This window comes from Shewanella nanhaiensis (assembly GCF_019457885.1).
GTDB lineage: Bacteria > Pseudomonadota > Gammaproteobacteria > Enterobacterales > Shewanellaceae > Shewanella > Shewanella nanhaiensis.
Map to the genome: position 1 here is coordinate 175,332 of NZ_JAHZST010000005.1, position 15,763 is coordinate 191,094.

Annotated in this window: 6 protein-coding genes; 4 read left to right on the plus strand and 2 right to left on the minus strand. The window is 43.3% G+C overall.

Annotated features, from left to right (window positions below; genetic code table 11):
• Positions 1 to 49: 49 nt before the first annotated feature.
• The gene (locus tag K0625_RS09125) at positions 50 to 1,282 is read right to left on the minus strand and encodes a multidrug effflux MFS transporter (protein ID WP_220109406.1); all 1,233 of its coding nucleotides are present in this window, start codon (positions 1,280 to 1,282) and stop codon (positions 50 to 52) included.
• A 369-nt stretch (positions 1,283 to 1,651) separates the two neighbouring features.
• Between K0625_RS09125 and K0625_RS09130 the strand changes: the two genes are divergently transcribed.
• Entirely contained in the window at positions 1,652 to 3,568 is a 1,917-nt protein-coding gene (locus tag K0625_RS09130) for a choice-of-anchor I family protein (RefSeq protein ID WP_220109407.1), read from the plus strand.
• Positions 3,569 to 3,769: 201 nt separating this feature from the next.
• Positions 3,770 to 4,258, plus strand: coding sequence for a DM13 domain-containing protein (locus K0625_RS09135; protein ID WP_220109408.1), 489 nt, complete (start codon positions 3,770 to 3,772; stop codon positions 4,256 to 4,258).
• Positions 4,259 to 4,297: 39 nt separating this feature from the next.
• Here the strand turns inward: K0625_RS09135 and K0625_RS09140 are convergent, their stop codons facing one another.
• On the minus strand, positions 4,298 to 5,134 hold the full coding sequence (locus K0625_RS09140; RefSeq protein WP_220109409.1) for a mechanosensitive ion channel family protein: 837 nt from the start codon (positions 5,132 to 5,134) through the stop codon (positions 4,298 to 4,300).
• Between the two features lie 391 nt (positions 5,135 to 5,525).
• On the opposite strand from K0625_RS09140, the gene K0625_RS09145 reads away from it, so the two are divergent.
• Entirely contained in the window at positions 5,526 to 10,625 is a 5,100-nt protein-coding gene (locus tag K0625_RS09145; RefSeq protein ID WP_220109410.1) for a PAS domain S-box protein, read from the plus strand.
• Positions 10,615 to 15,759 carry a CHASE3 domain-containing protein gene (locus K0625_RS09150; protein ID WP_220109411.1) on the plus strand — a complete coding sequence of 1,715 codons (5,145 nt, stop codon included), beginning with the start codon at positions 10,615 to 10,617 and terminating at the stop codon, positions 15,757 to 15,759. The genes K0625_RS09145 and K0625_RS09150 overlap by 11 nt, the downstream gene beginning before the upstream one ends.
• Positions 15,760 to 15,763 lie beyond the last annotated feature (4 nt).

The window sequence follows — 15,763 nt, forward strand, 5'->3', positions numbered from 1 at the left end:
GTGATTAGCGCCTACTTTGGCTTTCGAGAGTGGCTTTCAAGATTGCTTATTAAGATTGCTCTTCGCATTGAACGCCGTGAGCCGCAAAAAACTGACAGAGGCCAACTAAGAGGACGGCGCTTAGCATTAGCGCTGAAAACGGCACTGCAGTGCCCGTATAAAATAGGGCAAGCAAGGGGCCTGCCATGGCGCCACAGCCAAAGCGTAACGTGCCGATCACAGCGGTGGCTGTGCCAGTCTCTTTCTTGAATTTCATCAGCACAATGGCGTCAGCATTGACGGACATTATCCCTAAGAAACCCATAAAGGGGATTAACATGGCCACAGTAAAGTGAAAACTAAGCCCAAAAAGGTTAGCCAGTAACAGTGCAGAACCTGCAAGTATCGCTAGTAACGTCGAGACTTTTAACATCAGCCTTGAGCCGTAACGGACAACAATTCGGCTGTTTATAACATTAGCTAACATGAGTGCGCCAACGTTGGTACTAAAGAGTATGGCAAAAAGTGATTTGTCTAAGCCAAAGACCTCCATGTAAACAAAAGGGGAGGCGGTCAGGTAGCAGAAAAAAGCAAATGAGGTCAGCACGCCACTGGCGATATGCAGTTTTGTCCCTGGTTTGGTAAAGACCACGGCATAAGCCCCAAAGAAGGATTTTTGGCTGCGACTGTTTGCATCACTGTCGCTTGGCATCTTTAATTTCCACAAAACAAGTGCCAGCAAGATGAATGCGTAAGCGGCAAGAATGAAGAAGATCAGATGCCACTCTCCAAGCTCTAAGATAAGACTGCCTATACTAGGGGCTATCAGAGGGGCTAACATCATGATTAAGCTGACATATGACATCCCCTTTGCCGTGTTTTCTCCATACACCTCTTTGATGTAACCTGGCACCACAACCGTCGCGGCTGCGCCAATAAAAGCTTGTGCAAACCTTAATGCCAAAAATAGCTCAACATTGGTGACGAAGGCCAAACAGAGGCTCATCAGCATAAAACCTGTTAAGCCCATCAGTACAAGGGGGCGCCTACCAATCCTATCTGCTAACGGGCCAAAACAGAGCATACCTAAGGCATAACCTGCCAGATAGATACTCAAAGATTGCTGCACTGTGGTGATATCGGAATGGAAACTACTGGCTAAGGTTGCCATTGCTGGCAAGTACATATCGATAGCCAAAGGGGTGATAGCCACAATGGCGGCTAACATGGGGATTAATATGGCAAGGTTAACGATAGCGACGGGTGTAACTGTAGCTGGCGATTGCTGTGGATCTGTTTGCACTGATACCTCTTGATACTAAATCTTGCTGTGAAGGGAAAATTACTTAATACGGCCGTGCGTGAGATATCTTTATACCGTTCGGTATGAGTCAGATATCTGAGAGATGGATGATTGTACGACTTATCATCCGAGTAAGCTATGTTGAAATGGACTCTTTACTGAATTAGCTGGGGCAATTTGTAACGAAACTTTATTTGAGCTAAGACCTCTCATTTTTAGCTCTCGTTAACCATTTAAGCTTATTCAGATTGAAAATTAAAGTTTGCTCACTGTCTTAAATTTGTCACCTTGTTGTCATCTTTTGTTCGCTTTATGTCATTAGGTTATCTGGTCAAATTCTTGAGATGACATACTTTAATGGCGGGCATAATGAAAACAACAAACAGAGCTATATCGGTAAGTAAGAGAGTCAATATTCAGCAAGGGGCGATAGTTGAGTATCGAAGCGTTATTCAGTCCTTGTTAGCTATACTAGTTAGCTCTTTTTTGTTAGCAGGCTGTGGCAGTGATGGCAAGGATGGCATCAATGCACTGATCAATGTGACTGAGCTTGATGTGGGAAGTGAGCAGTGTGCACTTGGTGGGCAGATAATTCAGACGGGTTTAGATATTAATGGCAACGGTCTGCTTGAGAGCGATGAAATAGATGACTCACAGACACAAATTAACTGCAAAGAGAGCAATAAACCCTTGGCTGCAGAGTTGATTGGTCGGCATAGCTCTGGTGTCTTTGGGCAAAGTACAGCAGAGATTGTTGATTATCATGGAGCATCGAAAAGAATATATGTGGTGAATGCAAACAGTGGCAGAGTGGATCTGCTTAACGCATCACTTTTGGTTGATGCCACTGCTGTCAATACAGAGAGTGCTTTGGTTTTAAATAATCTGCCAAAACTTGGGGAGATCGATGTTGCTGCCGATATCGCCTTGGCAGAGTTAGGGGGTGTTAATAGCTTAAGTATCTTTGATGATCTGTTAGCTGTGGCTATCGAAAGGGGAGATGGACAAGGCAATAAGAAGCAAGCTAATGGGTTTGTTGCCTTTTATCGTTTATCACAGTCAGGTGAGGCCAGTTTTATAAAAGCCGTTGAGGTCGGTGCATTACCTGATAATGTCACTTTTACCCATGACGGCAATAGTTTGATAGTCGCTAATGAAGGAGAGCCTAATGGGGCATACACTTTAGACCCTGAGGGAAGTATTGCTGTGATCGCGATTGTGCAAGGTGTGCCTGCTGACAGTGCTAACATAATAGGCTTTAGCGACTTTAATCATGGGGGAAGTCGAGAAAGTGAATTGAGCGAGCAGATAAAAATTAATGGTCCTGGCTCATCGGTGGCTCAGGATTTAGAGCCTGAATATATCTCTGTTTCAACAGATAATAATACCGCTTATGTGAGTCTGCAGGAAAATAACGCCATTGCTGTGGTTGATTTAACGACCTTGACGATTAGGGATATTTTACCTTTGGGCTTGAAAGATTTCGGGTTAGAGCGAAATGGCATTGATGCCAGTGACAAAGATGATCTGATCAATATCCGTGCTTATGAAGGCGTTTATGGCCTCTATCAACCTGACACTATCGCAAGCTTTTCTTGGAAAGGGGGAAATTTTATTGTTTCTGCCAATGAAGGTGATGCCAGAGATTATGCTGGCTTCTCTGAAGAGCTAAGAGCGCAAGATCTGCTGTTAGATGCCAATCACCCTCAAGTTGCTTCGATACAAGATAAGACACAGCTAGGGCGTCTTAAAGTGACCAACTCGATGGGAGATGAAGATCAAGATGGTGATTTTGATAAAATAATAGGTTATGGCGCTCGCTCATTTTCAATCTGGGATGAAGCGGGAAATTTAGTGTTCGATAGTGGTAATGAGTTTGCTCGTATCACTGCAGCGGTTTTAGGTAGCGATTTCAATAATCACAATGAAGAGAGTAAAGGAGATAGTCGTAGTGATGATAAAGGAGCAGAACCTGAAGCGTTAGCACTGGGAGTGATTGGTGATAAAAGGTACGCTTTTATTGGACTTGAACGAACATCCGGTTTTATGATTTATGATATTACTAACCCATTTGATGTTCATTTTATCGACTATGTGGTCAATCGAGACTTTAGTGTCGAGTTTGAGATAGATGGAGATAATATAAGCGGTATGCCAGAGCTTGCTGGTGACTTAGGCCCTGAGGGGATGAAGTTTGTCTCAGCTGATAAGAGTCCAAACGGGCAAGCGCTGTTGATTATTGGCAACGAGGTTAGCGGGACGACCTCTGTTTATCAGCTCAAGTAACAGGGGTAAGCCACTTCATTGTGGCTTTTTTATTCTATATTGTTGGCTGAAAACGCGCTGGTTGAACGCTAAAAATACGCTGGGTGAATGATTACTTGAACGATTGATCTGCTTGACTTAGTGCAAATGAGCTTGTCATAAATTGGGTTTACATGCTTTTATAGACAGATTGACTGCATAAATAGGATATAAAGTGGTGATATGAAGAAACGTTACCTTTTGGCTTTACTGTTTTCTCATCTGTTTGTGGCCGGTGGTGGTTTTATTATGGGGATATACCTCTTGCCGATAATGACCGCTCCTGCTGCTCCTCAACTGTCAGTGTTGGAGTCTACGGTTCAAAGTCGTGAGTTTAGTGGTCAATTTTCACGAGAAAGAGTTGACAGTGATCTACTTCATTGGGGAGAGGGGGAAGTTTCAATTAGTCAGGATTCGATAGCCTTTATTGGCAAGCTAGCACCGGGTCCCGATTACCGGCTCTACCTGTCACCAGAGTTTGTCGAAACTGAATTGGACTTTAATCGTCTGAAGTCATCAATGGTGCAAGTGGGGGAGATTAAAACTTTTGACAACTTTCAGGTGGCTCTGCCTGAAAATATCGATCCTTCAAATTATGTTAGCCTGATTGTGTGGTGTGAATCATTTGGCCAGTTTATTACCTCTGGAACTTATGAAACAGTTGCTCAGTAAAAACTGAGCAACTGCCTGCACCATCAACTCTCTTATGGGTTAACTGGCAAACTCCTTCTCATAGGCAAGCATAAAATCTTCTCTTATCGCTTGCTCTAGGTGAGATGCCCGCTCCGTTGGACAAAAGATCATGATATGAACATGCTGCTCCCCAGTTGCTCCGCTACTAACATGGATATGGGGCTCCGATCCGGGTAAGTCGACGCCCGCGTGCTTCTCAATGATACTGTTATAGCGTTTTGCGACTTCATGAAAATCTTCACAATGTTGCTCTATCTGCACTGTCAGAGAGGGAAATAATGGGTATAGATTAACGAACTTGGGCACTGTAATGGTGAAGTTATGGTACACATAGCGCTTCATGAAATTCAGGTTTTTGACTGGGTAGGTAAAAAAAGTACTGTTAGGGAAGGTCGCTGTTTTACCTGTGTAGTGGTACTGCCCATGGTGGAGATCGATCTCCTGAATAACCGTTGCCATTAAGTTATGTTCAATCACTTCGCCGCATAAACTTCCTACCTCTATCCAATCACCAATGACGAATGAGCGAGAACTTGCGCGCTGAATTGAGCCTGTAAAACAGAGAATAATCTCTTTAGATGCAACGACAATGGCAATTGCGATGGCTGTTACAGACAATGCAAACTTGTTGATCTCTGTTTGCCACAACATGAAAAGGATAATAACGAGCAGGGTGAATGTGCCATTTTTTGTCCGAGAGATCCATTTGCGCTGCCCGTCACTCAAAAAAGAGACATCCCCACGAACCTTATAAATAATCAGCCGCTTAGTTGCCGATATTAAAATGATGATGAGCAGGGTAAATATAAGTTTATGAGCGAATAAAAAATCCATCACTAGGGTTAGTTTTTCCACAAAAGCCTCTTCATAAGGGAGCGGGCACAAAGGTGCGATAAGTCGTAATTAATCTTTGGGGTTACTCTAAGGATATCGCTAAAAAAATACAAGCAAGCAGCATATCGCTTGAGCAAAGGGATAAGCTTTAGTTGTATTAACACCTGCCTATCTTGTTAGCGATACACAGAGTGAGCGAATCACATCTTTGTATAAAGTTTTTCACTCTCAAGTATCAAGGAGTTAATCAAGATAGATCCAAGCCGATAAAGACTGCCAGTTTTCCACCAGAACTAGACTTATTAACTATGCTTTTAGTTAGCACTATACGTCATGACCCCTTTTCTATGCAGATGAAGCGGGGCTATGGGCAAGTATTTTATTGTTTATAAAGCTAGTTTAGAGGTTTTCGATGAGCAAAACTCAATCTCAGGCACTCGCCAACTTGACGATCACGAAGAAATTACAGCTAGTCATCTTAGTTAATTTGATGCTGGTGAGCCTCATTTGTGTCTACGGGGTGAGCTTATTAATGTCAACAGGGAAGGTGGTTGAGGAGACAGTGTTATCTGAGATCCCAAGGGTGAGTAGCTTAACGCGCATTGAGTCTCATCTGTTTAAACAGAGAAGCTATTTTGAAAACTCGTTACGTTTAGCACAAGAGATACAAGTTGATGTTGGCGCAGAGAGGGAGACCGCTCTGCTTAATCTAACAGGTGAATTTAATCGTAACAGTCTGCTTTTGAGAGACATCTCAAGCAAGATAACCGATACGCTCGATAACTCTATAACTGAGTTAAAACAACATATAGGGTCAATCACAGGGTCAATCACATTAGATAACAAGCTTAATACAAGTCAAAAGGTGCTTGATGCGACCTTGGAGCTTAAAGCCGAATACCAAGAGTATGAGGAAGTGCTCTTTAATATTCTAGACTCGGTTGAGTCGGGGAAGTGGGAGTACAGCAGCTATTTTGAGACCATTAAAGAGGTGGAGAAAGAGTTAAGGAGGGTGGATAAAAAATTGATCGCGCTGCGTGATGGTGCTGAAGGTCATATTCAAACTCTATTTGTCAATAACAGGTTGAAAGGAGAGGCAGGCGTAAGAACAATGATTCTTCTTGTTGTTATGGTCTTAGTTCTAGGCTTAATCATCTCCCTGTTTGTGGTCAGACGGATAATCAAACCTATTAGTGAAGTTAAGAGGGTCATTGATGGCGTGATGAAGGGGGACTATAGCCAGATCACATCATGGAAAAGTGATGATGAAGTCGGTGAACTGTCTAACTCTATCAATGAGGTTATAGCAACGATGAGGGAGGTCACTGAACAGGCTGATTTTATCGCTCGGGGAGACTTCTCTAGAGAGGTGCAGATTAAGGGGGAGCAAGATAGGTTAAGCGTCTCCCTGCTTGAGATGAAATGTCAGATAGAGGAGAGAAGTGCAGCTTTATCGCGGAGTTTAAGCCTTAATCAGGGAGTGGTAAATACAGCGGTCGATGGCATCATTTTAATCAAAGATGACGGCACTATTCTTTCGGCTAATACTGCCACTGAGAAGATGTTTAACTATTCTGCAGAGGAGCTCATCGGGGAGAATATTAAATTCTTAATGCCGGAGCCCTACCACTCCGAGCATGATAACTATCTCAGCAGGTATAAAGCGACAGGGATAAAGAAGGTAATAGGTAAGGGGCGTGAAGTGGAAGCGCTGCGTAGTGATGGCAGTACTTTTCCCATTTTCCTTTCGGTTGGAGAGGTCAATCAAGGCGATGAAACTCTCTATACTGGTTTTATTCGCGATATTAGCCTGCAGAAAAAATTTGAGCAAGATATGCTCAGCAGCGAAGCGCTTAACCGTGGCATGGTTGATACTTGTTTAGATGCCATCCTCTCAATATCGGAAAAGGGCGTCATTATTGCGTGTAATAGTGCGGCTCAATCTCTGTTCCAATACTCTAGCGAAGCCTTACTCGGCAAGAAGATTAATACCTTGATGCCCTCACCGTTTACTGAAGAGCATGACTCCTACCTTCAAAACTATCTAACTTCAGGAGTAAAAAAGGTGATAGGGCAAGGAAGGGAGGTGATTGGCTTAAAAAGAGACGGCTCCACTTTCCCCATGTACCTGACCGTTGGTGAAGTTAAAGGAGAGGGGGAGAGTATCTTTACAGGTTTTGTCCGGGATATCACAGTGCAGAAAAGAGTTGAGCAGGAGATGATCAAGAGTGAGGCGCTCAATCGTGGCATGGTGAATACCTGTTTAGATGCCATTTTATCAATCTCAAAAAAAGGTGTCATTATTGCCTGCAATAACGCAGCTCAATCCCTATTTCAATATTCAAGTGAGGAGCTGATTGGCAAAAAGATAAACAACTTGATGCCAAGTCCATTCACCGAAGAGCATGATGGTTACCTTGAAACATATCAGTCTACCGGAGTCAAAAAAGTCATCGGAAAAGGACGAGAGGTCATAGGGTTAAAAAAAGATGGCTCGACTTTTCCCATGTATCTCACCGTTGGTGAAGTTGAACAAGATGGAGAGGTGATCTTTACCGGTTTTGTCCGTGATATCACCAAAGAGAAGCGTTATGAGCTTGAGCTGCAACAAAGCAATGAAGACCTTCTGAAGCAAAATGAACTAAAGGGGCAGGTTTCTAGGATTAATGATCTCACTCAGGGGGCAACGGATTTGATGAAGATGTCCGATGACATTATCTCTGCGTTGGCCCAGATGATGAAGGCTGGTATTGGGGTGATATATACCTTTGATGAAGCCAAGATGGGACTAACACTTTCCGGAAGTTATGCCTTTAAAAAAAGAAAGGCTATTTTGTCCTTTATTACTATGGGTGAAGGGTTAGTCGGTCAATGTGCAAAAGAGCAGAAAACCATACTCCTTACTCAAGTGCCTAACGACTATATTCAGATAAATTCAGCCCTAGGGCAGAGCGCTCCCCTCAATGTGTTAGTGGTACCCGTTCTGTTTGAAGAGGCGTTGGTCGGTGTTATTGAACTGGCTTCATTTAAGGAGTTTAGCGATGAACAGATAGAGGTGATAGAACTTATCTCCAATAATTTAGGGATCGTGATTAACAATCTGAGTAACCAACAAAGGACGCAAGCGCTTCTGTTGGAGACCCAGAGACAATCGGAGGAGTTACAGGCTCAGCAGGAGGAGCTAAAAAGTTCAAATGATAACCTTTTAGAGCAGACTCAACGCCTTAAAGCTTCTGAGGAGGAGTTAAAAGAGCAGAGTGAACAACTGAAGGTTTCCAATGAAGAACTAGAGGAGAAACAGATATTTCTGAAGCGTCAAAAAGATGAAATAGAGACGGCAAAAGCAGACCTGACGGTCAAGGCTGAAGAGTTAGCACTTGCCAGTAAATACAAATCAGAATTTCTGGCTAATATGAGTCATGAGTTAAGAACTCCTCTCAATAGCTTGCTTTTGCTTGCAAAAGGGCTGGCTGATAATAAGAGTCAGAACTTAGATGAGACAGAGGTTGAAGACGCTAGAATCATATTTGATGGTGGGAATAATCTACTCTGTCTTATTAATGACATTATGGATCTCTCAAAAGTTGAGGCTGGAAAACTCTCCATTCATATCGAAGAGGTCAACCTTAGTACGCTCTGTCGCAATCTAAAGCAAGTGTTCAATCCAATCGCTAAGAGCAGAGAGTTAGTATTTGATATCAAGGTTGATGAACAACTCCCTGCGACTATCTACAGCGATGGCCAGAGGATAGAGCAGATCTTAAGAAACCTACTCTCCAATGCCCTTAAATTCACCGAAACAGGTAGTGTGACTCTAGAGATCGGTTATTCAGCACCAGATACTCTTTTTTCACACAGTAGTTTAGATGCTAAGAGTGCATTGTCATTTGCCGTTATCGATACCGGGATCGGTATTCCTGCAAATAAGATCCAAGCAATATTTGAAGCGTTCCAGCAACAAGATGGCTCAACCAGTAGAAAATATGGTGGAACTGGACTGGGCTTAACTATCGCTAGAGAGCTCACTCGTCTGCTCGGTGGAGAGATCCAATTGCAAAGTGCACCGAATGAGGGCAGCACCTTTACGCTGTTCCTGCCCAACACTTTCGATGTTAAAGGTGTAGAAGCTAAGCCAGATGGAGGCGAAATTGTCTCCGATATAAAGTTTGCAGCAGAAAAAGCGGAGGAAATTTTAGACAAATCTCTAGATAAACCTTTAGCGCCATTAAACCTGCCCCCCTCATCCATCTCCTCATTACAGCCATACCCTGAGTTTATCCCCGATGATAGGAAAAATCTGCATCAAGGTGAGCCGTGTGTATTGATTGTTGATGATGACCCTGTCTTCGCCAAAATTTTGCGGGATCATGCTAGGGAGTCAGGGTACCAATGTTTGGTGGCTGGGGATGGTCGCATGGGGATCTTTTTGGCACAGGAGTATCAGCCCACAGGTATTATTCTCGACATCATGCTACCAGACATTGACGGTCATCAGGTTTTGGAACAGCTTAAATATAACCTTAAGACTCGGCATATACCGGTGCAGATCATCTCGGCGCACAGTGAAGATAGGTGTGCAGCCCTAATTCAGGGAGCGATAGGTTTACAGACCAAACCCGTGAGTCAGGAAACACTGTTAACTGTGTTTGATGAGATTAAGGCGTTCTCCTCCAGTGAATTACGTCACCTGCTGGTTATCGAAGATGATAGCGGCAATCAAACCTCCATCATTAGGTTACTGGAGGATTGTGATATTGACATTAAATGTGTCGACAGTGGCATTGAGGGGGTCGATGAGATCTTATCGGGTCAATATGACTGCATTATTTTGGACCTAGGATTGCCCGATATCAGTGGTTTTGAGGTGTTAAATCGCGTTAATTCCAGTGAGCTGGAACGGATCCCTCCGGTGATCATCTACACAGGAAAAGAGATAACCGATGCCGAGCAAGATGAGCTAAATAAGCTCTCATCGACAATAGTGATCAAAGGCGTGGGCTCTGGTGAACGTCTATTGGATGACGTTTCTCTTTTTCTACACGACATAGAAAAACGCTTTGGCAGTGAAACGAAAAAGACCATAAACATGCTGCACGATGAAGATGCCATGTTTGAGGGGCGTAAGGTACTGATTGTCGATGATGATTTGAGAAATACTTATGCGCTTTCTAAAAAGTTAATAGAGGTTGGTTTTGCGGTGGACATGGCCCACAACGGCAAAGAGGCTGTCGAGCTGTTGGCACTTGAAAAACATTTCGAACTGGTATTGATGGACACCATGATGCCAGAGATGGATGGCTATGAGGCGATAACATTAATCAGGGAGATGGCGCATTACAAGCAAGTACCAATCATCTCCTTAACGGCCAAAACTATGCCGGAGGACAGGGCGAAATCACTGCAGGCTGGAGCATCTGAGTATCTGACCAAGCCGATCGATTTCGAGAAGTTACTGTCCATTATGCGTATCTGGCTGTTTAAGCACTGTCGAGGAGTAGAAAATGTTAAGTGAGCTTAAATTTAGAACTCAACTGCTACTGAGTTACGCCGTCATCTTGATGTTTATGCTCATCATCGCGCTGGTGGTTTTCTTCAGCGTTAAGTCTTTAGAAGATGACCTGAGCTGGGTGGAACACACCCACGCAGTGCTGGATAAAGCCGCTCAAATTGAATCCAAAGCTGTTGATATGGAAACAGGGATGAGAGGCTATCTTTTAGCGGGAAAAAAGGAGTTTCTAGCCCCCTATGAGGAGGGGGAAAAGACGTTTTATGAGTTAGTTAACTCGCTTAAGTCCGATGTAGATGATAACCCTGAACAGGTAAAATTGTTAGATGAGATCACCACCACAATTGATGAGTGGCAAAAAGAGGTGACAAAGCCTGTCATAGCTCTGAGAAGTGAGATTGGCGATGCCAAGTCGATGAATGATATGGCTGAGGTGATTAAGCAAGCTGAAGGAAAGAAAAGTTTTGATAAATTTAGAGTTCAAATTGGCAGCTTTATCAAACATGAACAAGCCCTAGTCGCAGAGCGCCACCGAAGCCTTGAATTGAGTAACAATAATAAAGAACTTAAACGACTTGAAAAGCTAGAGGTTCAATCATATCAGGCCATCTTGATGGCGCAAAACATCCTTGCTGCCGCCACGGATATGGAGACTGGCATGCGTGGTTTTTTACTGGCAGGTCAAGAGCGCTTTCTTGAGCCCTATGAGCAAGGAAATGAGCGGTTTCATAAGTTAATCGATGAGCTAACCCTATTTGTTGATGCAAGTCCACAACAGCTCACACGTTTATCTGCAATACGCTCCATTATAGATGCTTGGATAGAGAAGGTCGCCGAGCCGCAAATCGTTTTACGTGAAGAGATTGGTGATGCTAAAACCATGGACGATATGGCAGATCTGGTCGGAGAAGCCAAGGGAAAGGTCTATTTCGATAAATTTCGTGCCCAGATAAATACCTTTAAAGAGAGAGAGCGGGTGTTACTGGATGAGCGCCAAGAGTCCTTAAAAACGACAGAATCTCTGGTGATAAATATAACCATATTTGGCACCTTGCTTGCCATTTTTGTCGGTTTAGTCGTCGCATTTCGATTAACCAAATATATCGCCGCTCAGTTGGGGGGAGAACCTGCTTACATTGCTGAAATTGCCCGAAATGTCTCCAATGGCGATCTGAGTTTGGAGTTAGAAACAGGCAGTAAATCTCAGGGGATCTTTGCCCAGATGCAGCAGATGATGTTGACCTTAAGAGATAAAACTGATCTGGCAGAGAGGATCGCCGTTGGTGAGTTAGATCAAGTCGTTAAACTTGCTTCAGAGAAAGACACCTTAGGCATTGCGCTTAAAGGCATGTTGAAGAACTTAAACAGTGTTGCCGATCAAGCTGATGCCATTGCCAGAGAGGACTTTAGTAAAGAGGTGGTGTTTAAAAGCGACAAAGACCGATTGGGTATCGCCTTGCATGAGATGAAAAATCAGATTAAGGAGAGAAACGTTTCATTGTCACGCAGCTTAAGCCTTAATCGTGGCATAGTCGATACGGCTGTTGACGGCATTATCTCGATCAAAGGCGACGGTACAATTCTCTCGGTAAACTCCGCCACAGAGAAGATGTTTAAGTACTCTGCCGAATCACTTATTGGCCAGAATATTAAAATGTTAATGCCAGAGCCCTATCACTCCGAGCACAGCACTTATCTTAGTCAGTATAAAGCCACAGGGAATAAGAAGATCATCGGTAAAGGCCGAGAGGTGATGGCCCTTAGAAGTGATGGCACGACTTACCCTATCTACCTGTCGGTTGGAGAGGTTCAGCAGGGAGAGGAGACACTGTTTACTGGCTTTATTCGTGACATCACCCTACAGAAGCAGTTTGAGCAGGATATTCTCAAGAGGGAAGCGTTAAACCGCGGTATGGTCGATACCTGCCTTGACGCCATTCTTTCCATTACGACCGAGGGAGTCATTATTGGTTGTAATTGCGCAGCTGAGCAGCTGTTTCAATATAAGAGTGACGAGTTAGTTGGGCAAAAGGTCAATATGTTAATGCCTAGTCCCTATAGGGATGAGCATGATCAGTACCTAAAGAGTTATCTCACGACCGGTATTAAGAAAATAATGGGTAAAGGTCGAGAGATTATAGGCACCAAAAAAGATGGCTCAACCTTTCCTATGTTTTTAACTGTGGGTGAAGTTGAGCAGGAGGGAGGCACGATATTTACTGGCTTTGTCCGCGATATTACTAAGGAGAAGCAGTATGAGGTAGAGCTTCAAAAAACCAATGAAGATCTGCTAAAACAGAATGAACTTAAGAGTCAGGTTTCGAGAATTAACGATTTGACTCAAGGGGCTTCAGATCTAATGGCCATGTCCGATGAGATTATTTCGGCTTTGGCTGAGATGATGAAAGCTGGTCACGGGGTTATCTATACCTATGATGAAGCTGACGATGGCTTAAGTCTGTCGGGAAGCTATGCTTTTAAGAAAAGAAAGGCCGTACTCCCCTTTATCGGCATCGGTGAAGGGATTGTGGGCCAATGTGCTAAAGAGAGAAAAACCATTCTTCTGACTCAAGTTCCATCGGATTATATTCAGATACATTCAGGTTTAGGTCAAAGCTCTCCCTTGAACGTGCTAGTGGTACCTGTGCTATTTGAAAGTGAACTGATAGGTGTGATTGAGCTAGCTTCATTCAGAGGTTTTACTGATGAGCAGCTTGAGGTGATTGAGCTTATCTCCAGTAATTTAGGGATCGTGATCAATAATCTTAGGAATCAACAGAAAACACAGGCCCTATTGTTGGAAACCCAGAGACAATCTGAGGAGCTACAGTCACAGCAAGAGGAGCTTAAAAGCTCAAACGAGAGCTTGTTAGAGCAAACTCAACTGCTTAAAACTTCTGAAGAGGAGCTAAAACAGCAGAGCGAAGAGTTAAAAGTGTCTAATGAGGAGCTAGAGGAGAAGCAGGTATTCCTGAAACGTCAGAAAAATGAGATAGAAGTTGCAAAAGCCGATCTGACTGTTAAAGCCGAGGAGTTGGCGCTGGCCAGTAAATATAAATCAGAGTTTTTGGCCAATATGAGCCATGAGCTTAGAACGCCTTTAAATAGTTTACTTCTGTTAGCTAAGGGGTTGGCGGATAACAAGAGTCAGCACTTGGATGAAACGGAAGTGGAGGATGCAAAAGTTATCTTTGATGGCGGTAATAACCTTCTATGCTTGATAAATGACATTATGGATCTGTCAAAAGTTGAAGCCGGTAAATTATCTATTCATATCGAAGAGGTCAATATTGATGTACTTAGTCGGAATTTAAAGCAAGTATTTGATCCTATCGCTAAAAATCGAGGTTTGGTATTTAATATTGAAATAGATAAAGCGTTGCCGCCTTCGGTGAGCAGTGATGGTCAAAGGGTTGAGCAGATCTTAAGGAATTTACTCTCAAATGCATTGAAGTTTACCGAAACAGGCACAGTGACACTTAAGATTGGTTATGCCGCACCAGATGCTAGTTTTATCCATAGCAGCTTAGATGTTAAGAGTGCGCTTTCGTTTGCGGTCGTTGACACAGGTATTGGTATTCCAGCTAATAAGATCCAGGCAATCTTTGAGGCATTTCAACAGCAGGACGGTTCAACCAGTAGGAAGTATGGTGGCACTGGGCTTGGTCTGACCATAGCAAGAGAGCTGACTCGTCTTTTAGGAGGAGAGATCCAACTTCAAAGTGTGCCTAATGAGGGAAGTACTTTTACTCTTTTCCTTCCTAATGCTTTCGACTCCAATGCCATAGAGGATAAGAAGGAGGGAGGGGCTATTGTTTCCGATATAAAATTCCACAATGATCAAGCAGAATCTGAACATGTAGAGTCAACAGTTTTACAGCCAGAGGGACAGCTTTCAGTTTCTACTTTGCAACCCTACCCTGAATTTATTCCCGATGACAGAGCACATTTTCAGCAAGGAGAGCCTAGCCTGCTAATTATCGATGACGATCCTACCTTTGCCAAAATATTGCGTGATCATGCTAGAGACAATGGTTATCAATGCTTGGTTGCTGGTGATGGTCGTATGGGGATCTATCTGGCGCAAGAGTATCAACCTAACGGCATTATTCTCGATATTATGTTGCCTGATATTGATGGTCATCAAGTGCTGGATCAATTGAAGTTTAGCTTGAAGACTCGTCATATTCCTGTCGAGATAATCTCTGCCCATAGTGAGGATAAGAACGCGGCGCTAGTTCAAGGAGCTATAGGCTTACAGACAAAACCCGTTAGTCAGGAAACGCTGTTAAGTGTGTTCGATGAGATTAAGTCATTCTCATCCTCTGAGTTACGCCGTCTGCTGGTCATTGAGGATGATGCGGGAAATCAGGCTTCAATTGTTCGGCTGCTTGATGGTAGTGATATCGATATCAAGTGTGTTGATAATGGCAGTGAAGGGGTCAAGGAGATTTTATCGGCTCAATATGATTGCGTAATTTTAGATTTAGGCTTACCTGATATCAGTGGTTTTGAGGTCTTGAAACAGATTGAAGGCAGTGAGTTAGAGAAGATGCCGCCAGTGATCATCTATACAGGTAAAGAGATCACAGATGAGGAACAGAGTGAACTGAACAAGTTTTCATCGACTATCGTGCTTAAAGGTGTCGGATCTGGTGAACGTTTGCTAGATGATATCTCATTGTTTTTACATAATATTGAGTCGAGGTTTGATACGGAAGGGCAGAATACGATTAATATGCTTCACGATGAAGATGCCATGTTTCAGCATCGAAAAGTGTTAATTGTTGATGATGATATGAGAAATACCTATGCATTATCGAAAAAAATGATTGAAGTCGGGTTTGAGGTTGAGATGGCTCACAATGGTAAGGAGGCTGTGGAGTTACTGACTGAGGATAAGAGTTTTGAACTGGTATTGATGGACACCATGATGCCGGAGATGGATGGCTATGAAGCGACCAAATTAATCAGAGAGATGAAGCATTACAAAAAGCTGCCTATTATCGCCTTAACGGCCAAAACTATGCCTGAGGATAGGGAGAAGTCTTTACAATCTGGCGCTTCGGAATACCTAACCAAGCCGATAGACTTTGAAAAGCTGTTGTCCATTATGCGGATTTGGCTATTTAAGCATTAGTGCT